The sequence below is a fragment of the Flavisolibacter ginsengiterrae DSM 18136 genome (assembly GCF_059568575.1).
This window is the reverse complement of sequence record NZ_JCANTR010000002.1, coordinates 82,933-103,437: the sequence shown is the minus strand read 5'-3', so window position 1 is coordinate 103,437 and position 20,505 is coordinate 82,933. Positions and strand designations below refer to the sequence as shown.

At 40.9% G+C, this 20,505-nt stretch carries 18 protein-coding genes; 6 read left to right on the top strand and 12 right to left on the bottom strand.

The features are described 5' to 3' along the window. Nucleotides 1-11: 11 nt before the first annotated feature. The 5 genes from BP74_RS02360 to BP74_RS02340 all read right to left on the bottom strand — a co-directional run bounded on the left by BP74_RS02360 (nucleotide 12) and on the right by BP74_RS02340 (nucleotide 6,212). A complete protein-coding gene (locus BP74_RS02360) occupies nucleotides 12-2,882 on the bottom strand; it encodes a CHAT domain-containing protein (RefSeq protein ID WP_496370683.1) in 2,871 nt (956 codons plus the stop codon). 40 nt (nucleotides 2,883-2,922) lie between these two features. Beyond that, nucleotides 2,923-4,362, bottom strand: a complete 1,440-nt coding sequence (locus tag BP74_RS02355) for a S8 family serine peptidase (protein WP_496370681.1) — start codon at nucleotides 4,360-4,362, stop codon at nucleotides 2,923-2,925. Between the two features lie 72 nt (nucleotides 4,363-4,434). Beyond that, nucleotides 4,435-4,836 carry a hypothetical protein gene (locus tag BP74_RS02350; RefSeq protein ID WP_496370679.1) on the bottom strand — a complete coding sequence of 134 codons (402 nt, stop codon included), beginning with the start codon at nucleotides 4,834-4,836 and terminating at the stop codon, nucleotides 4,435-4,437. 29 nt (nucleotides 4,837-4,865) lie between these two features. Next, on the bottom strand, nucleotides 4,866-5,606 hold the full coding sequence (locus tag BP74_RS02345; RefSeq protein WP_496370677.1) for a tetratricopeptide repeat protein: 741 nt from the start codon (nucleotides 5,604-5,606) through the stop codon (nucleotides 4,866-4,868). 9 nt (nucleotides 5,607-5,615) lie between these two features. After that, nucleotides 5,616-6,212, bottom strand: coding sequence for an RNA polymerase sigma factor (locus BP74_RS02340; RefSeq protein ID WP_496370675.1), 597 nt, complete (start codon nucleotides 6,210-6,212; stop codon nucleotides 5,616-5,618). A 176-nt stretch (nucleotides 6,213-6,388) separates the two neighbouring features. Between BP74_RS02340 and BP74_RS02335 the strand changes: the two genes are divergently transcribed. The 3 genes from BP74_RS02335 to BP74_RS02325 all read left to right on the top strand — a co-directional run bounded on the left by BP74_RS02335 (nucleotide 6,389) and on the right by BP74_RS02325 (nucleotide 9,394). Continuing rightward, on the top strand, nucleotides 6,389-6,718 hold the full coding sequence (locus BP74_RS02335) for a hypothetical protein (protein ID WP_496370673.1): 330 nt from the start codon (nucleotides 6,389-6,391) through the stop codon (nucleotides 6,716-6,718). Nucleotides 6,719-6,754: 36 nt separating this feature from the next. Beyond that, nucleotides 6,755-7,279, top strand: a complete 525-nt coding sequence (locus tag BP74_RS02330; RefSeq protein ID WP_496370671.1) for a hypothetical protein — start codon at nucleotides 6,755-6,757, stop codon at nucleotides 7,277-7,279. Nucleotides 7,280-7,414: 135 nt separating this feature from the next. Further along, nucleotides 7,415-9,394, top strand: coding sequence for a glycoside hydrolase family 97 protein (locus BP74_RS02325; RefSeq protein ID WP_496370669.1), 1,980 nt, complete (start codon nucleotides 7,415-7,417; stop codon nucleotides 9,392-9,394). Between the two features lie 24 nt (nucleotides 9,395-9,418). Here the strand turns inward: BP74_RS02325 and BP74_RS02320 are convergent, their stop codons facing one another. From BP74_RS02320 to BP74_RS02310, 3 genes are read right to left on the bottom strand one after another with little or no spacing between them, the layout of a single operon-like run. Continuing rightward, nucleotides 9,419-10,273: an ROK family protein gene (locus BP74_RS02320; protein ID WP_496370667.1), complete on the bottom strand. Its 855-nt coding sequence runs from the start codon at nucleotides 10,271-10,273 to the stop codon at nucleotides 9,419-9,421. Continuing rightward, nucleotides 10,270-11,007 carry a glucosamine-6-phosphate deaminase gene (locus BP74_RS02315; RefSeq protein ID WP_496370665.1) on the bottom strand — a complete coding sequence of 246 codons (738 nt, stop codon included), beginning with the start codon at nucleotides 11,005-11,007 and terminating at the stop codon, nucleotides 10,270-10,272. The genes BP74_RS02320 and BP74_RS02315 overlap by 4 nt, the downstream gene beginning before the upstream one ends. A 13-nt stretch (nucleotides 11,008-11,020) precedes the next feature. Next, on the bottom strand, nucleotides 11,021-12,112 hold the full coding sequence (locus BP74_RS02310; protein ID WP_496370663.1) for a Gfo/Idh/MocA family protein: 1,092 nt from the start codon (nucleotides 12,110-12,112) through the stop codon (nucleotides 11,021-11,023). A 121-nt stretch (nucleotides 12,113-12,233) separates the two neighbouring features. Between BP74_RS02310 and BP74_RS02305 the strand changes: the two genes are divergently transcribed. From BP74_RS02305 to BP74_RS02295, 3 genes are read left to right on the top strand one after another with little or no spacing between them, the layout of a single operon-like run. Continuing rightward, nucleotides 12,234-13,967: a GMC oxidoreductase gene (locus BP74_RS02305; RefSeq protein WP_496370661.1), complete on the top strand. Its 1,734-nt coding sequence runs from the start codon at nucleotides 12,234-12,236 to the stop codon at nucleotides 13,965-13,967. A gap of 15 nt (nucleotides 13,968-13,982) precedes the next feature. Further along, entirely contained in the window at nucleotides 13,983-14,726 is a 744-nt protein-coding gene (locus BP74_RS02300; RefSeq protein ID WP_496370659.1) for a 3-keto-disaccharide hydrolase, read from the top strand. Beyond that, nucleotides 14,641-16,971, top strand: coding sequence for a glycoside hydrolase family 3 N-terminal domain-containing protein (locus tag BP74_RS02295; protein ID WP_496370657.1), 2,331 nt, complete (start codon nucleotides 14,641-14,643; stop codon nucleotides 16,969-16,971). Before BP74_RS02300 ends, BP74_RS02295 begins: the two co-directional genes overlap by 86 nt. A gap of 69 nt (nucleotides 16,972-17,040) precedes the next feature. On the opposite strand, the gene BP74_RS02290 is transcribed toward BP74_RS02295, so the two are convergent. From BP74_RS02290 to BP74_RS02275, 4 genes are all read right to left on the bottom strand, one after another. Next, nucleotides 17,041-17,454: an EamA family transporter gene (locus BP74_RS02290; RefSeq protein WP_496370655.1), complete on the bottom strand. Its 414-nt coding sequence runs from the start codon at nucleotides 17,452-17,454 to the stop codon at nucleotides 17,041-17,043. A 45-nt stretch (nucleotides 17,455-17,499) separates the two neighbouring features. Continuing rightward, nucleotides 17,500-18,186: a phosphatase PAP2 family protein gene (locus BP74_RS02285; RefSeq protein ID WP_496370653.1), complete on the bottom strand. Its 687-nt coding sequence runs from the start codon at nucleotides 18,184-18,186 to the stop codon at nucleotides 17,500-17,502. Between the two features lies 1 nt (nucleotide 18,187). Next, nucleotides 18,188-19,153, bottom strand: coding sequence for a phosphatase PAP2 family protein (locus BP74_RS02280; protein WP_496370651.1), 966 nt, complete (start codon nucleotides 19,151-19,153; stop codon nucleotides 18,188-18,190). A 288-nt stretch (nucleotides 19,154-19,441) separates the two neighbouring features. After that, nucleotides 19,442-20,326 (bottom strand): AraC family transcriptional regulator, encoded by an 885-nt coding sequence (locus BP74_RS02275; protein ID WP_496370649.1) that lies wholly within the window; start codon nucleotides 20,324-20,326, stop codon nucleotides 19,442-19,444. Nucleotides 20,327-20,505 lie beyond the last annotated feature (179 nt).

Below are 20,505 nucleotides of genomic sequence, written 5' to 3'. Positions count from 1 at the left end.
ATAATTCTGCCTTATTGTTCACCTGGTGGAAATATAAATTTCAAAGGTTTAAGCATTTTTTGCTGAGGAGTCAATTTGTATTTTTTGATCCGATGGCTAATAACTATGATACAAATAATTGAAAGCATAATAATCCCTGCAAGCCATTTCCATGTTGTTGCTTTTTGAGTAATTATAGCATTTGATTGTCCTGTTAATACTGTAGCTGCCCAATAATAGGGCAGCTTTTTTTCTTTGGTAGCAGCTTCCATAAACTCCTGTTTAGCTTTTTGTAAAGCTATATCCATGGGTAGCCCTTTGCCAAGCCATTGGTAGAATAATTCCGTGAGTTGATAGATAGATTCATTATCAACCTGCCATAGATTGGTGATAGTAGATGGTACACCCAGAGCTGCAAAACCACGGTTAAAACTAAAAACCCCTTCTCCCTGGTACAATTTTCCAATTCCTGTTTGACAGGCAGAAAGAACAATGAGGTTGGTGTTGGTTTTGTTTTCATACGCCAGGTCAGATAATAGTAAAGCTGAATCCCTGAAATAGATCACAGGATCACCATTGTATCCACTATCCGTTGCATGGGTATATAATTGAATAATGTTGTACTTGTAATAGTTTTCCAAAAACTTATTTCTTGACGCCTTGTTGCCAATTAGTATTTTTCCCTGGCTGAATTGATTCTTCAATCTTAGCAAAGATTCGCTGCTACCGGGCAATTCAGGAAGATCCAGAGTTGGTATATAGGCTACAGGGGCCATACCCATAAAGTCTGCAGCGTTTGTAGTGGAGCGATGAATAAATTGATTGGTAAGGTAACGGGCAGAATAGGTATAACTCACAGCATATTTTTCAATTAAATAAACAGGCTTTTGATCCTTTTTACCTGTTATCATTGCTTCAAAAGGTAAATTTCTGGCATCAGGGGAAATGATAATGCGACCTTCAGGTAAAGAAACATGCTGAAAAATAAGGTCATACAATTGTTGGGATTTTTTTACGAACTCTTCATAGTTAGCATTTATGTTGGCAGGGTCAGATAAGTAGTGCAGGAAAGAATTTGATAAACTATCAAAAACTGATCTATCTATTTTATGGAGTTGGATTTTCTTAATTGTAATAATCAGGGTGTATACCGAACTATCTCCTGTAAATAATTCTATTAAGGCCTGGTGGTCATTAAGTATGTTTTTTTGAACATCTTTCAAAGTTATGAATGCTGTGTCCAGGAAACTTTGATAGTAAAGTGGATTCCCGGTCCTGATAGTTTGCCGGATCTTGTCCATTTCAATTTTTTTGGCAAATATTTCAGCCTGCAGGTCTTTATTATGTTCAGATGAAGTATCATTTTTTTGTAATTCTCTTTCAAGGAACTGTATATTTTTTTTGAGCCGTGTTTGCCTTAGGATATCTGTTTGCTTTTCATAATGTTGTTCATTTAACTGGTCAGCCAACAGCACTGCCTTGCTCTTTTCAAAAAAATAAAAAGCATCTTCAGGCTTCCCGGCCAGGTGGCAGGCTTCAATTGCATATTCATACAAACGGCGACTGTCACTTCTCCAGGATAGTTTAGAAATAGGATCTTTTTGTTCAAGCCTGATACGGTCCAGGAATACGTCTGTTGCCTTAAAAACCGCAAGCGCCTTATTAATATCCTGAATTTGACTTTGGTCCTTGTATTTTCTTAATAAAGTGTACCCCTTATCCAAAAGTAACCTCGTGAGGTAATAGATCTTTTTATATTGTAAAATCTCACCTGGCGAACTCTTTACGATGTAGGTTTCATCAATACCTTGTTTGATTTGATCAAAGGCTTTTTGAAAGTAATGTAAGGCAGAGTCGTATGATTGCTCACGGGCATAAATGTTTGCAATTTTAGCATAGATATCCAGGGATTCAAAGGCGTCTTCGAGTTTGAGGGATTTGTCCTTGTTTACCAGCCCTAATGCTTTTTTATATTCGGACATGGCAGTTTTGTTATCGTGGTAATGGGTGAAATAAATGGAATACCCTATATCTTTGAATGTTTGCCTGCAATTAAATACATATCCCGAGCTTCTGTCAGCTCTTAAAGCCCTTTCATAAAAAGATTGAGCTTTTAGGAATTCTCCTTTATTCATTTGTACTTCTGCGAGCTGTGAATAAGTGGTCCCTAAATAATTAGTAAGCCCTTTCTTTTTCAATGCAGCTACTCTGTTGTTCAACAACGTTTCTGCTTCTGCAAAATTTTTGAGTTTCATAAGCGCAATTACCTGCCAGCCAAAACTGCTGGATATATAACTCTCAGCTACTAATTGCTCTTGCGGTATATTATTGATTTTATATTGACTGGCCAATGCCTGGCAGCGAATGGCATAATCTATACATCTTCGATAGTCTCCCAGGTCAAAGTAGTAAAGAAGATAGGTGAAAATGGCTGTGAGTGACGCCCGGTCAACATAGTTTAACCGAATAGCTATGGTAAAACAACTATCCAGGGCTTTCATCTTTTCAGGGAAGTTGTTTAGAGAATCATATGCCACAGATAGCCAGTAATAATGCATGGGCAATGTATTTGGCTTAACCGATACATTATTTTCATGAATAGATATGATCTCAATTGCCCTTCGCCGGTACTGTATTGATTGTATATAATTTCCCTCCCGGGCATAAAGGCCTGCAATGAGGCTGAGAAGGGAGGCATGCGTTGAATCATATTTATAGGGACATGTTTCCAACCTTGAAAGATATCCCTGCAATTCATCCAACTTTACTGTGTCAGAAATAGTTGAAGTGGCCCGGAACAATGCCATACGTTTTTCCACCAGGTCTTTTGCCGGGCATTGTGCAAATACTATGACACGGATAAACAAAATACATACGATCCAACTATATGAGTATTTGTGCATAGCCTTGGTATGGTTGGGTGCAATAATTATTTACATAGCATTAAATTAATCGTGCTTCTTTTACACCACGCTTATTTGGTGCCCTTGTTCCAGGATGTATTTTTAATGTCCTGTGAATTATCTTCTTTAGGTCAGGCATCACCCCGATTTTATCAATTAAGTGGCCCTTTGCCGAGGTAGTGCCATTCAACGGATCACTCAAAACTTCGCGCATTTTTAACGGGCTCAATTTTCCGGTCGTAGAAGCTTCAGCCATACTTTGGACGGCAATAGCAGCACCAGTGATAATAGCAGCAGCACCTGAAGTGCCACCGAAACTGGAAGTGTAGGTATTCGTTGCTAACCCTGAAGACCCTGGATAATTGCCGGCAGTAACAATGTTCTCTCCCCAGGCATAACAATCTACCCGGCTCCCATAATTGGCAAAGGGTATTTTTTTGTAGGGGTATGTGCTGGAACAAGCAGAAACCATAATGGCACCTGAATCGCTCATACCTGAGGTCAAACGATCGAATAAGCGACGTTGGTAATTGCCCGTAAAAGAGTCAAGGTCATTCCCTATTACATGATTACCATTTCCTGCAGGTTCTATCACTGTGATGCCCAGGGCAGTGGCAAGGCGTATAAGTTGATGATTTACTTCGTAAACTTCTACCGGCCATGCTTTATTTTCAATAAAGGCCTGTGCCTGGAGTAGTAAAATATCTCCATAATGAAGATTGCTGATCGCATATAAGATGGCATCTGCCGTATTAAAGCTTCCATCCGGTCTCCATTGGGATACAATATACCCGGTAGCACGGGGAGTAATACCTTTAAGGCCCAGGTCCTTATTATCCAACAAAATAGTTCCCATAACTGCAGTGCCGTGTTCCTGGAAACGGTAATGATTAGTACCCGTAAATGGAAGTTTAGTAGGTACAATATCCTGGTGATGTTCCAGCCATCCTTGTTCAATGTCTATGAATGTAATATTACCAGTTCCATCGCCACCTTTAAATTTCCAGGCATAGTATGCATCAATGCCCGAAGGTGCTGTATGTAAATATGGCTGTTTACTTGTTAGATATTTTTGGATGGCAGGAACAGAAGGTGGATTTGCTGGAATGGACTCCATATATGCAATCTCAATGACATCTTGATCATTTAAAAGATGGATAACTTCCCCTGCTGTTGATTTATCACTACAGGTTATTGTATAATAGTTATTGAAATGGGGAGGTTCATATGTTTTATCCAAAGCTTTCGCATGCTTGACCAGGAAATGGATATCAACCGGAGCCATGGGCTGAAACAGTCTTTTGATTGAAAGTCCTGGTATTAGCCGCATTAGTTTGTTTATAGGAAGGATCGAATTTTTAAAATAATCAACTGATGTTGATATATTATCAACAGGTAACTGTATATGTTCCTTAAATTTTAAAATGATCCTATACCATAAAGTAGCTTGTTGACCATTATCTGTTAGATTGTCTTCCATGATCTGGCTATATGAGTGGAAAGATGAGTTTTTGTGCTTTCCATACCCTATGTTTATTTACTGCCGCCTTTCTTAATAGGAAGAAGGCGGAGGAGGAGGCGGAGGTTTTGGTGGATCTGAAGTAGCTGCACCCGGTGGAATAATATTGATTTCGATGTCTCTTTTTTTAGGTGGGGGATAGAGATACATTTTTATTTCTGTTCCTTTTTCACACCAAACGAAATAAATGGTATGGTCTGTTAATCCTCCCCTGACAATTTCATCGTAAAAGGCCAGGAAACCACAACAAAAGTCTTCATATCTCTGCCTTTGAACTTTTCCGAAACTATTGGCCAGGGTATGTACTGCCCATAAGTTATCATCATTTTCCAATGTTTTTTTTAATTCATCTTGTGAGGAGAATTCTTTAAAACACTTAGATTTTTCCTCTTTAGGCAAATGTTTGACCTCGGAAGATACTACCGCTACTTTCATATATTACCAGTTAATGGTGATGAAAATTGTTACATCTTTGTCAACCAGAGTTCTGCAGTTTCTTTTCCTTCCAGATCGTTTTGTACCACTTGATTCAACAGTACTATGGCTTTTTGTTTATCACCAGGCAGATTGCGTTTTAAAAGGGTAGTAGCCTGTAAAAAAGCACCGGGGTTTGCATAAAGATTTGGCTGATCTTCTAAAAGTTTAAAGTAGTGTATGGCTTTATCGTACTGTTGCAGGCGGAGAGACGTTATGCCTGCATATTTTTTTGCTGTAAAATTGCTACTATCTAAGATAATCATTTTTTCAAATATTTGTAAAGCTTGTTTCAGCTTTCCCTCGTTATAGTAGCTTAAACCCCTTTGAAGATCATCTTTGGAACCACCCATGTTGACGCCAAGCTTTCCTAAGTTTTCTGTGATATAATTTTGGGCTAATTGTTGGGTGGATGGTGGTTTGATAAATACATTCCAGCAAATGATAAGGCCAGTGACCAAAGCCGCAACTGCGATATAGGGCCATAAGGTCCTTATCAATGTTGGTTTTGACATGGTTCCAGCCGGTGTATTCAATGCATAGACCTCTTTGAATCTTGATTTTTTCTGATCAACTGATTGTTGCTTAATCGCTTGTTTTGTAGCAAGGTAAAAGGCTACATCATTGGCAAATTCAGGATCTTCTGATACACGCTTTTCAAATTCCCTGGTTGCACCAGGTAGAGGAATGCCCTGAAAGTACTCATCAATATATTCCAGGTTGTTTTGCATTTTTTTGTATTAGACTTGATTTTTATACAATTGCTTTAATTTCTCTAAACATCTTAACCGGCTGGTTTTTACCACTTCAGCAGTTTTATACCCAAGCTGTGTTGCTATTTCCTTGTCCGTAAAGCCCTCTGCCCATTGTTGCAACATCTGGTTACAATTTTCACCCAGTTGCTTTAGTTTTTGTTTCAAAATCTCAAAATCAGTTGTATCAATCAGTTTTTGAATGATAGATTTTACAGGATCCTGGATTTGAATATTGGTATCGTCAATCCCGGCAGTTCGATGAATACTACTCTTATTAGTCGTTTTTTTTCGTATCAGGTCAACACATTTATTATGAAAGATCTGGAACAGCCAGGTTTTTAAAGAAGCTTTTCCCTGGTAACTGCCATTGGAGATTTTTTCGATACCTGATAATATGGTGTCTGCATAAGCATCAAATGCTTCCTCCTCCGGGAGTGAATATTTGTGCATGCCTTCGGGAATAAAATAAGAATAACAGTTAAATAGCCTTTCCTCAGCCTTGATTCTTTCTGATCCATCACTTTTCAGGCTACTTATCAACTCAAAGTCAGAAGCATGAACAAATGATCTGGAAAAGTTCACAAACAGTCTTTACTCCTAAATTACAAAAATAAGAATGTAAAAAAGTTGCAATCGTGTTTCCTTTTTCACTGGCGTTGCGACTAATGATACAGAAAGCGTTCCTAAGCCTTTCGTCAGATCCCTTCCCCCTCAAAATTTCTCCCGCCCTCTAAGTAATAATCTTTTAAATCAAGCATATGAAAAAGATGTTTACCATATTTCCTGCACTGTTTGTATTAACACCAGTGAAAATAATTGAACCAGCCTGCAACACTCAAAATTATAATCGGGGCAAAAGAATCAACTATGATTCTAATGATGATATGCTTTTTAACGGTCGTCCCCAGGTGTATAGGGGAGACTGCCGGGTAAATGCAGATCGGTCAATGATCTCCATTTGCTTTAAGAGTTTTGAAATTCACGGATCATGCCATATGAATTTAAAGGATGTGTTTTATACCAGTCTTCATCCTGTAATTACTACCGGGAAGAGTTTCACTATTACCTATTTACCTGTCTGCAATTAAAACTCAATCTATAATTCACTTTTAAAATTTAAAGCCATGAACAGAAATTCATTTTACAGTGTTGCCTTCCTGGCACTATGCTTGTCCGGAAGTGCAGTTGTTTATTCCCAGGTGATCAATAACGAAATCGCATCCCTGGGCTCCAGTCACAAATTCAAATCCGGCAGTGCTGTATCAGCTGAAGCAGCAGGCCCTAATGAAAAATCAGTCATGATTTTTAATAAAATGTTTGGTAATGCCACGAATGTATTATGGTCCACAGAAGGGAAAGGACTTCCCATTGCTTATTTTGATTTGCCAGGTAGAAAGAACCGGGCAGGCTTTGATAAAAAAGGGAACCTTGTTTATACCATAAGTTATTATAAAGAAGACCAATTGCCCAGGCCTGTTTTGCTAAAAGTAAAGGAAACTTACTTTGGCAAGAACATCTATTGTGTTACTGAAGTTAATTACGATGGCAAGACCGCTTATTTGATTGTACTGGAAGATAAAACCTCCTGGCTGCATATTAAAATAGTTGGTGATGAAATGGTAGAAGAAAGAGTAATGATCAAAGGGTAAAATTTTTCTCCCCTGGATATCTGAAGCGGGTCATATCCCTCCCATAACCGGGAGGGATTTTTATGTGATACTTTATTTCTCTCCATATGTGAGCCAACGGTAAGAAGTAATAAAATGAATTGTATAAATTAGAGCATGAAGGTTTTGTTGCTTCTGGTGTTTTCTTTTTTTGCAGGGCAGGCCTGGGCTGCCGATTCTCTTATTGTTTCATCTCCGGATGGGAAAATAGAAGCTATCATTCATCATTCCGGGAAACTGCAATATTCCGTTAACTATGAGGGCAGCAATATAATCCAGCCATCATCCATTAATTTATTACTGGAAAATAAAAAGGACCTTATAAAAGACCTCCGCATCAGCAGGTCTACATTGCATTCTGTCAATGACCTGGTCATTTCGCCTGTGCCCGAGAAAAGAAAAGAGATACCCAATCATTATAACGAATTATGGATTGATTTTAAACAACCTTTCAGCCTTGTATTCAGGGTTTATAACGATGGCGTTGCCTACCGATGGATCACCAGGTTCAATGATTCTGTCATAGTTCAAAATGAAATAGCAGAATTTGTTTTTCCTGCCGGGAAAAAGGTGCTGCTCCCATTGGTGCAACTGAGGGAAGGGGCAGATAAATTCCATACCAGTTTTGAAGAGTTGTACCAGTTAAGAGCTATTGATAGCCTGGGTGATACAGCCATTGCTTATTCGCCTGTTCTTACCGGTGCCGGTGATGAAATCAAAATAGGTATCACCGAGTCTGACCTGGTAGATTACCCAGGCATGTTTATTAGTGGTAGTGGAAGTAATGCGCTCAATGGATTGTTTGCGCCATTTCCCCTGGAAGAGAAAATGACTGAAGGAGAATTTCCACAGGCTGTGGTAACCAAAAGGGCCGGTTATATTGCACGCACCACTGGAAAGCGATCTTTTCCCTGGAGGGTATTGATCATTGCAAAAGAGGATAAGGACTTACCTGGCAATGACCTTGTTTACAGCCTTGCATCTCCTTCACTGTTAAAAGATTTCTCATGGATCCATCCGGGCAAAGGAACAGATGAATGGATCATTGGTATAAATCTCTTTAATGTTCCATTTAAATCTGGTGTCAATACAGGCACTTACAAGTTCTATATTGATTTTGCAAAACGGTTTGGTTTTGACCGTATCATGATGGATGCAGGCTGGAGTAATTACAGGAACCTTTTTGCGGTCAATCCTTCAATAAATATGGACACCCTATCAAACTATGCCAAAAACAGAGGCATTAAAATCAGTATGTGGACATTGTGTTCAACGCTTGACCGCCAACTGGATAGTGCCCTGGACCAGTTTAATAAATGGGGTGTTGATTTTATCATGACTGATTTTATGGACAGGGATGACCAGCTAATGGTGAATTTTTATCATCGCATAGCAAAGGCCTGTGCTGCACATAAAATCATGATCATGTTCCATGGAGCATTTCCTCCAAAGGGTTTCAACCGTACCTGGCCCAATGCCATTACCAGGGAGGGGGTGTTGGGTTCGGAATATAATATCTGGAGTGATAAACCAACACCGGAACATGATGTCACTTTACCTTTCACCAGAATGCTGGCGGGTCCTTTGGATTATGAACCGGGCATATTGGATAATGCCACACGGCAACAGTTCAGACCAATTGGCCAAAAAGTTATGAGCCAGGGAACGCGCTGCCATCAATTGTCTATGTTTATTATCTATGACAGTCCCATGCAGATTTTTTCAGGCAATCCTTCCCAGGGTTTAATGGAACCGGAATTCATGCAATTCCTTGGAATCTTTCCGACCACCTGGGATGAAACAAGGATACTGCAGGCAAAAGTATCAGACTATATAATTACTGCCAGGAGAAAGGGTAATGATTGGTATGTTGCAGGAATGACAGATTGGTCACCCCGAAGCATGGAGCTGAATATGGACTTTATTGGAAATGGAAAATACAAGGTTGTAATATGTAAAGACGGAATCAACGCAGACAAATACCCATCAGATTACTATATGGAAGAATTGAACTGGCAAAGAGGTAAGACCTTGCAGGTATCCATGGCACCGGGAGGCGGATTTGTTTTGAAGCTATCAAAGATGGCCGAGAAATAATCAGGGTTAAGCAAATAATACAAATTATGCATGATTAAGGTCATAATGCAATGCCGCTGCCCCCAGAATGCCACTGTTCTCCAATTCAGAAACTTCGACCTTTAGGTCATGAGCAGTTGCCTGGAATGGAAATTCCCTGATAGAGGACCACATAGTTTTTTCGAAGAAAGTAAATGCCTTGCTAACCGATCCTCCCAAAATGATCAGTTCCACATCCAAAGCATACAAGATGGTTTTAATAGCATCGCCCAGGTGCACGCCTAATTGTGCGTACATTTCAAGGGATTTGGTATCGCCCATAATGGCTTTTTGATATACTTCTTCACCATCCCTTCCATAAACATTTTTGAAAAATTGACCGCTGGCGTAATATTCCAGGCATTGCTCTTTGTAAGGAATCATGCCAAATTCTCCGGCACCACAATGCCTTCCTGTATATAGTCGTTTATTAAGGACCAGGCCCGAGCCAAGACCAGTGCCAATGGTAAGGCCTACCAACGAGTTAGCCCCCTGGCCATTACCAAAATAATATTCACCCAATGCAAAACAATTCGCATCATTGTTAATGGCCACGGGTATTTTATACCTGTCCTGCATGATCTGTTGCAATGGGATCTTCTTCCAGGATGGTATATTGACCACATCAAATACAGTCCCGGTTTGCTGGTCTACTAGCCCTGGTACGCCAATGCCTAAGGCTGTTACTGAAGGCGTAATAAGTGCATCCGTAAGCTGGAAAACCTGTTGCAGCACTTCTTCAGCTGCATGATGTGCGGTAAGTTTTCTTGACAATACACCTTTCAATACATTCTCTTCTACACATCCCCCGCGGATATTAGTACCACCAAGGTCTATTCCAATGATAGTTCCTTTGCTCATCTGGCAGTGGTATTACTCAAAAGTTGAGCAGCTGCCTTGTCAAGATAGACAGCCAGGGAAGGATGGGAGCGTAACATGCTTGCTGGTACATTTTCGTTGGCTTCTCCTTCAATGATGCGTTTTACGATATTGGCTTTATGCGCACCACTTACCAATAGTACCACATGCCTTGACTCCATTATGTTGCCAAGACCTAAAGTGATGCCCCGGGAAAGGTCATGAGGTGAGGTGAAGTATTTTTGTCCCACCCGTTGCGTTTCTTCATCTATTGCAGCTACATGTGAGTGCTCCTGTATCGAGGCGCCGGGCTCATTCATGCCAACATGGCCATTCAAACCTAAGCCAAGTATCACTACATCTATTCCCTTATTTTCTTTTATAAAATCCTCTGTCCGCCTGCATTCACTTTCCAGGTCGGCACGTCCATCAAAGAAGCAGATATTGCTTGCTGCGATTTGAAGTGGCGTAAAAAATTGTTTATTGATATGGTACCTGCAGCTGCCTTCGTCAGCTCCATTCATGCCTCCCCATTCATCAAGTCCAACAAACTTCCACTGGCTTACATCTATAATACCGTTATTCTGCATGTTCACCAGTTCTTCAAATAATCCGGAAGGCGTATCCCCTGAAGCCAGGCAAACCAGTTTTGACTCAGAGCGATCCATTAATTCAACCAGGTCATTGGCTGCCTGTTCAGACATGGTTTTATAGCTATCATTGATGACGATCTTCATTTCATTAATGTTTTTATTGTGGTGCAGTTCCCAGCCAGAGGTCAATGGGTTTTACCACTTCAGGTGAAAAAGGAATTGATATTTTTTTTCCTTGTGCTGCAGAAGCATAAGCTGCATAGATGATCTCCAGCACAGCCCTTCCATCTTCACCGGTAATATGAGGTTCCTTATCGTTTTGTATGCAGTCAATAAAATGTTTTAATTCCTGTGGGTAACCCTGGTTGAAGGCTTCCTCAAAAATGGTAAAGGTCCAGCCTACCGTGGTATCAGCTTTTTCCATGGCATATCCATAGCCATTTTTGCTGTAAGCTATTGCCGCGTTACCCATGAAAAGATCTGCGTAAACCACACCACCTGTACCATACACTTCACTACGGTCATCCATACCTCCATGCTTGGCCCAACTATTCTCTACCACGCCGGTTACACCATTCTCAAATTCTATGATCACTACGGAATTGTCTTCAGCCCTTGTCCGTTGTTTGTGGTATACTGTTGACATTGTGGCGTACACGCTTTTTGCTTTTGCATTTTTCAGCATCCACCTGAACCATGCAATACCATGGCAACCCATATCCATTAATACACCGCCACCTGAAAGATTGATATCATAGAACCAGTCAGAGTGAGGTCCGGAATGCTTTTCCGATTGCTTCAACATGTAAATATCACCGATAGCGCCTTCATTTACCATTTGTCTCACCCTTTCATACTTAGGTGCAAAACACAGCTCTTCGGCATACATTAATTTAACGCCAGCTTTTTTACAGGCGCTGATCATGGCATCGGCTTCTTCCAATGTCACCGCCAATGGCTTTTCTATAATTATATGTTTGCCTGCGGCCGCTGCTTTCAGTGTGGCCTCAGCATGTAAGAAGTTAGGCAGGCAAATATCAATGACATCAGCACCCGATAGTTGTATGATGGCATCCAGGTCATCATACCATTGAGAAATGCCATGTTTTTGTGCAAACGATTGCGCCTTTTCTGCATTGCGTGTATAAACAGCAATCACTTCAGCACCAGGAACAAAGCGATGATAGCTTTCGCAGTGGATTTCGCTGATAAAACCTGCGCCCAGGATAGCAATTTTGATTGGTGGCATAGTAATAATTTCTGTGAGTAGATAAAATAAACGCATTTCGCCTTAATAGAAAAATCAGCCCTTGCACAATCAAAAATGTTTACCTTCCAAAACCAATGTAAATCATTAAAATCTCTTCCTTATGCCCGGGGATTCTTTACCAGTTAATATCTCATCAAAAGGTATACAGCAAAATAGTTACGATGCCATAGTTATTGGTTCCGGTATCAGCGGTGGTTGGGCCGCAAAGGAATTGTGCGACCATGGATTAAAAACACTGGTCCTTGAAAGGGGCAGAAATGTTGAACATAATAAGGATTATCCAACGGCCACAAAAGCACCGTGGGAATTTGTTCATCGGGGACGCATGACAAAGGAATTCTTACTGGAAAATCCTTTGATCAGTAAGGCTGCAGGTTTCGGTGAAGAAACAGCCCATTTTTTTATTAAGGATAAAGATCACCCCTACATCCAGGAAAAGCCTTTTGACTGGATAAGGGGGTACCAGGTGGGTGGAAAATCATTGACATGGGGTAGGGCTTGCCAGCGCTGGAGTGAAAATGAATTCACTTCGGGTGCCCGTTTGGGTTATGGCATTGAATGGCCCATCAATTACCAGGAGATAGCACCCTGGTACGCGCATGTGGAAAAGTTCATCGGCGTGTGTGGTACAAAAGATGGAATAGAAGCCATGCCTGACGGTGAATTTATGCCTCCCTTTGATTTTAACTGTGCGGAAGATCAGATTCAAAAAGCCATTAACACCAATTATAAAGACAGGCACCTGGTACATGCACGCTGGGCACACCTTACTGCACCTACTGAAGTTCATTTCAAACAGGGCAGGGCCAAATGCCAGGCCAGGAACCTATGTATGCGTGGTTGCCCTTTCGGAGGGTATTTCAGTTCGGTATCCTCCACCATACCATGGGCCAAAGCCACGGGTAAATTAACAGTGCGGCCTTTTTCTGTTGTTCATTCCATCATTTATGACGAGAAAAAGCAGAAAGCTGTTGGTGTAAGGGTCATTGACAGTAATACTAAAGAGTCAACCGATTTCTATGCCCGGGTAATCTTTGTAAATGCATCTGCTTTAAACAGCAACCTGGTACTTCTGAATTCCACATCCTCCCGGTTTCCCAATGGCCTGGGCAATGATAGTGGCCTTTTAGGCAAATATGTGGCTCATCACAATTACAGGGCTTCAGTAAATGGACAACTGGATGGCATGGAGGATAAATATTTCTACGGTAAGAACCCAACTGAACCTATCCTTGCCAATTACCGTAACCTTTACAAGCATGACATGGATTATGTAGGAGGCTTTACAACCTTTATGGGTGCCTACAGGGGATCTGTGAACGAAGAAACATTGCCGGAAACCATTGGAGCGGCATACAAGGATGCCATGTCTGAGCCCGGTGGCTGGGGTGCCTATATGTACATGCAGGGTGAAACGATTCCAAGAGAAAGCAATCATGTCAGGCTGAGTACAGATCAGAAAGACCAGTGGGGCATTCCTTTATTGGTGATGTCGGTAGATTATGATGATAATGACGAAAAGATGATCAAAGATTTTCTGCAGCAAAGTGCAGAGATGCTGGAGAAAGCAGGTGTTAAGAATATCAATCAATATGATAATCACCAGGCACCCGGCCTAGATATCCATGAAATGGGAGGTTGCCGTATGGGTAAGGATCCCAAAACATCTTTGTTAAATAAGAATAACCAGATGCATCATTGCCAGAATGTATTTGTAACAGATGGTGCCTGTATGACAAGCACAGGCAACCAAAGCCCATCGTTATTATATATGGCCCTGACAGCCAGGGCTGCCAATTTCGCCGTGAGCGAAATGAAGAAAGGAAATTTATAATCTACATTAATAAATATGATCAAGAGAATTTTAATTCCACTGTCAGTTACTTTGATTGTGTTATCCGCATGTAATTCTTCAGATACGGTTCAGAAGGATGCTAAATCAACAGCCATAACACAAAAAGATGCGGAATGGGAATCGTTGTTTGACGGCGTTTCCTCAAAAGGATGGCATAGCTACGGAAAGGATAGTCTGGGAAAAGCATGGAAAGCCGAAGACAGCGCTTTGCACCTGGATGCATCTGTAAAAAGCGACTGGCAGACAAAAGATGGGGGAGATATTGTTACAGATAAAGAATATGAAAACTTTCATCTAAAACTGGAATGGAAGATATCCAAAGGTGGTAACAGTGGCATCATGTTCTATGTAAAGGAAGATACCTCTAAATACAAATACCCCTGGGAAACAGGTCCTGAAATGCAGGTGGTAGACAACGTGGGTCATCCCGATGGGAAATCCCCATTGACAAGTGCAGGATCATTATACGATCTTATTCCTGTCAATAAAAATTCCGTAAAACCAGCTGGTGAATGGAATGCCGTTGAGATCATTGCGGATCATGGCAAGCTAGATCTTTACCTGAATAGTGAGCATATTATATCAACAACACTATGGGATGAAGCATGGAAAAAATTAATCGCGGGAACCAAGTTTGCTACCATGCCTGATTTTGGAACATTTAAAAAAGGCCGGATCTCCTTACAGGACCATGGTGCAGATGTATGGTACAGGAATATTAAAATCAAAAGATTGTAGCATGTTATTCGGAAAGAAAAGATGGGTATGCCTATCACTTATAAGTTTATTATTGGTAACAACTTCTCCTTCTGTTGCGCAAAAGAAAACAATAGAGCAAAAAGTGGATTCATTACTTAAACTAATGACCCTTGATGAGAAAGTGGGCCAGATGAACCAGTATTCTGGTATGTGGGAACATACGGGACCTATAACGGAAGAGAATAATTTATTAGGACAGATAAAGGAAGGCAAGGTTGGGTCCATGTTAAATATCAATGGGGTGGCGCACACAAGGCAATTGCAGGAATTGGCCTTACAAACAAGGTTAAAGATCCCTTTGTTGTTCGGCCAGGATGTGATTCATGGTTATCGTACCACCTTTCCTATACCATTAGCGGAAGCAGCAAGCTGGGACATGGCCGCAATAGAACGCTCAGCACGCATTGCTGCCACTGAAGCTTCTGCGGCAGGCATCCACTGGACCTTTGCACCCATGGTAGACATTGCAAGAGATCCCAGGTGGGGCAGGGTAATGGAAGGAGCAGGAGAAGATCCGTACCTGGGTTCTTTGATCGCTACTGCCAGGGTTAAAGGCTTCCAGGGCAAAGGCCTGGGCAACCTGGATGCGGTGATGGCCTGTGCCAAGCATTTTGCTGCCTACGGTGCGGCTATTGGTGGTCGTGACTACAATTCTGTTGATATGAGTGACAGGATGTTGTGGGAAGTTTACCTGCCTCCATTCAGGGCTGCTGCAGCAGCAGGTGCCGCCACATTTATGAATTCATTTAATGACATCAATGGCATCCCGGCTTCAGCCAGTTATGTGCTGCAAAGGGATATTCTGAAAGGTAAATGGAAATTCCAGGGATTTGTAGTGAGTGACTGGGGTTCAATTGGTGAAATGATCCCACATGGTTTTGTAAAGGATAATTATGAAGCCGCCTGGAAATCATCTCTGGCAGGAAGTGATATGGATATGGAAAGCCGCAGCTATATCAATAACCTCGCAAGGCTGGTAAAAGAAGGAAAAGTACCTCTTGCTGTAGTGAACGATGCTGTAAGAAGAATACTAAGGAAGAAATTTGAGCTCGGTTTATTTGATGATCCTTTCAGGTTCAGCAATGCTGAAAGAGAGCAGCAAAACATGAATGATCCCTCACATGCTGCAGCTGCCCGCGACATGGCAAAGAAAAGTATTGTATTACTAAAGAATGAAGGCAACCTGCTTCCCCTGAAAAAAAATATCAAAACCATTGCTGTGATAGGACCTATAGGTCAAAGAGTGCGGGAGAACCTGGGCTTCTGGTCAATAGAATTTCCTGATTCCAATTATATTGTTTCACAATGGCAAGGCATACAAAATAAACTGGGTTCTTCCACAAAATTGCTCTATGCGCAAGGCTGTGGAATAGAAGATTCCAACCGCGCAGGATTTGCGGAAGCAGTAGCTACTGCCCAACAGGCAGATGTGGTGATCATGAGTATTGGGGAAAGAAGAGATATGACTGGTGAAGCCAAAAGCCGGTCAAACATTCATTTGCCTGGTGTACAGGAAGAACTGGTCAAGGCTATCCAGGCCACGGGCAAACCAGTTGTTGTCATGATCAATGCAGGAAGGCCTTTGGTATTTAACTGGATATCAGAACATGTACCTACCATTCTCTATACATGGTGGTTGGGAAGTGAGGCAGGAAACGCCATCGCAGATGTATTGTTTGGTGATTACAATCCATCAGCTAAACTACCTATCAGTTTTCCAAGAACGGAAGGCCAGATACCTATCTATTACAGTCACTTCAATACCGGCCGCCCTGCATTGAATGACATTGACAGGTTCTATCGTTCTGCCTATAATGATCTGTCCATTTATCCACAATATGAGTTCGGATATGGGTTAAGCTATACCAGTTTTACCTATTCAGGGTTAAAGTTGAGTGCCAAAACAATGCAGACTTCCGGCAAGATCATGGTGAATTGTTCTGTTACCAATTCCGGAAAGCTAGCAGGGGAAGAAGTGGTGCAGTTATACCTGAGAGATAAAGTGGCGCAGCCGGTAAGGCCGGTAAAAGAATTAAAGGATTTTAAAAAGATCATGCTTCAGCCGGGAGAAACAAAAGTGTTACAGTTTGTCATTGATAAGGAGAAGCTTTCTTTTTACAATGAAAAGCTGCAATGGATCACGCAACCAGGTCAATTTGAACTAATGATAGGGTCTTCATCTTCGGATATTCGTTTGAAAGATGTTTTTGATCTTATTCCTTAGATGATTAAATGTTTTATTACACAAGAAAATGCCTGGCAAAAAGCCGGGCATTTTCTTGTTGAGATCTATTCACAGTATCAATACAATAGTGCCTGAAATGATGAGTAAAGCGCCAATGCCAGTTTTCCAGGTCAAAGCTTCTCCAAGAAAGAGAATGGATAGGATGATGGCCAGTGCAACACTTAGCTTATCAACAGGTGCCACCTGGGAGACTTTTCCTAATTGTAAGGCTTTAAAGTAAAAGATCCAGGATAAACCAGTTGCTATACCCGAAAGGCAGAGAAACAAAATATTTTGTTTGGATAGAGTTGAAATCGTAGTCACACCACCATGGGCAAAAGCTATGGCCCAGGCAATGACAAGGATCACAACCGTTCTTATGGCTGTGGCCAGGTCTGTGTCTACTCCTTTTATTCCAACCTTAGCAAAAATGGCTGTAAGTGCAGCAAAGAATGCAGAAAGTAAGGCATAGATCCACCACATAGTTTTGATTTAAAAAAGTTAGTGATTGTATTGGTTCAAATGGAATCATGTTGGGATATTTTCATGTTCTTTCTTTCCATATTTTTTCAGCAACCATAATGAAGCTGCCAGCCAGACAATGCACAGGCAAAGTCCCGCAATAACATCGCTGGCAAAATGAACATGCAAATAAACCCTGCTGAAGGCAATAGCACAGGCTATGAAGAAAAATAATAGGGTGAATATCCATCTTACCAGGGGATTCATCTCATGATTCCATAAAATATAGATGAGCAGTCCGAAAAAAGTAAAGGAAGAAAAAGAATGACCGCTGGGAAAACTGAATCCATTGACATTTTGAACCAGGGGGTCCAGTGGACGGTGACGGTGAAAAATAGCTTTCAGGGAAAAGAGGATAATACCACTGGTAATACCAACAGAAGCAACATCCAATGATAATTTGCGGTTCTTTTTAAATACAAGAAAATAAAGGATCAATAAACTATAGGCAGGCAACAGGAAATACGAGGATCCAAAGAACGTAATAAAGGTCATCCAATAAGTGGTGGTAGGATTGGTGATGGATCTTAATGCATTGAATACAACCAGGTCAAGTCGGTTCTCGTTTTCGAGTACCATTTCATTGGCAATAAAAATAAAAATGAACAGGGCTGCCAGGAATATGCCTGCTACAATAAGAAACCTGATGGATAATCCTTTTGCTTTCTGGGTAACGGATGCTGAACTGTTCATATTAAAACTTATAGACCAGTCCTGGCATGATATGGCCAAAATTGTATTGGAGGTTCACTGAAAGGGATTTTTGTTGCTTAGGTGCCTTCAATTGAGCGTAACGATGGTAATTATTCACTACCTGTCGTCCTGTAAGGTATCCTAATGCGGCGCCAACTACTACGTCAGTGGTCCAATGCCTGTTCTCCGTAATGCGGCTAAGGCCTATCAAACTGGCGGCACTATACGCAAATATGGGTATCCAGGGCCGGTTCCTGTATTCCATAGCGAAAACAGTAGCTGCTGCAAAGGCAACAGTAGTATGGCCCGAAGGAAAAGAACTCGTAGTTTTTCCTCCACCATAGGTGGTATTGATCTTCGAAAATGGGCCCTGGAATGTTGGTTGGGCTATAGTATTAGGGTCATAGGAAGATGGCCTTGTTCGCCCTGAGAGTAATTTCATAAAGCTTTGAACAGCTGCACCTGTGATGTAGGCTTGTGAGGCCAGCAGTGTGGTGGTCTTCATTTTTTCATTTTTAAAAATAAAGCCGTAAGCTCCAAATGCAGACAGAGTATATAATTCGTACAATCCTCCAAAATTGGTGATATACTTACTGACCCCTTGCATACCCGGGTGATCATTTCTATACCGGAGGGCGAATTGCTGAACAGGTTTATCAGCAAACAATAATCCTCCCGTCACAACTGCGGCTGCCCCCAGGTATTTCCAGTCCCTGCTCTTCATATGAAAGGGTTTGGTAAATGCCTGTTTGAGGTCACTTCCCAGGAGGACAAAATAAGTTTTTGGATTTAACTGTGTTTGTTCAGTATAGGCTGCAGGATTGGTAACATTCTTCTGCCCCCCTGCTGAATCAGTTTTTTTGCTGAGGCTATCCAGCTTTTTTACCAATGTATCCGTTTTCTGGGCATAGCTGGTTATGGTCATTACACTAATAATAATAGAAAGAATCCCAATCCTGGTTTTCATTGTTTATCTGTTTTACCGTTGTTCTTTAATTCAACAATTGATTTGATGATGATTTCCTTACAGTAGAGTACAGCAAAAAAGTATGCCTGAATTTAATGTCCATTCAGGCCTGTAAGTCAGGGTAGAAGAAATGATTACCATTAATGAAACGATTCAAGTGTGGAAAAACTGCTTCAAAATGCAGGATTTTAGAAAGAAATAACTTATCAATAATAAGTTGAATGCAAATGTTCTTTGTTGTGATAACCAGTTTTTGGCATTCGTTACGAATGCTATTGTAAAATAGTTTTAAATGAAAGTGCGCACACCAGATGAGGTATAGGCATGGCGAAATTCTTTTGGTGTGCAATCCTTTTTCTTTTTAAAGGTCCTGTTGAAATTGGACATATTATTAAATCCGCATTTATAAGCTACTTCATTGATGCTCTGGGTGGTTTCAATAAGCATCCTGGATGCATGGCCGAGCCTTACTTCATTTAATGTATCCACAAATGTTTTGCCCGTTCTTAATTTAAAAAAGCGGCTGAATGCTACTTCCGACATGGCTACCAGCCTGGCAGCTTCGCTCAGGGATACGTTTTTTTCAAAATTCTTATTCAGGTAATCCATCACTGCTGTCACCCTACGGCTATTGTAGGAAATGGTTTCAGCGTTACTAAAAGAAGAGTCTGAAAGAGTCTTCATGTTGCGTGAAGTGGAAAGATCGTGTAGTATGGATAATAGTTCCAAAACAGAATCAAACCCCCTTTTTTGAGGTAGTTGAATCAGGCGGGGCATAATTGCGGTTATGGTTTCCTGTGAGAATAATATTCCCCTTAATGAATGCTCAAACATGCTTCTTACGAAACTCATTTGATTCCGTTCCAGGAATTTATCATCAATAAGATCGCGGTGAAACTGAATGGTTATCTCCTTTACTTCCTTTCCTTTTAATTTATGGGTAAACCAGCCGTGCTGCAGGTTGGGACCTACCAATACCAGCTCCAGGTCATCGATCTCTTCCATATGATCGCCTATAACTCTTTTGGCGCCTTTAGCATTTTGAATGAAGTTGAGTTCAAACTCTTCATGGTAATGTAGTGGGAAGTCAAACTCTGTTTTTACCCTGGAGAAAACAGTAAAGCAATCACTCTGGGTTAAGGGGGTGATCTCCCTTAAAAGCTTCGATTTCATGTTGTTTCAGTTCAAATTGCATTACAAAGTATAAAAAAAATACTAGATCAAAATAATATAGTATCAGTGTACTTCTAACAGGTTAAATAGTTGAAATGCAGTACTGTAAAGTGTTTCAGAGAATCTTGTTGATTGGAATTATGCATTAATGCGAAAAAATATATTTAATAGATAAAATA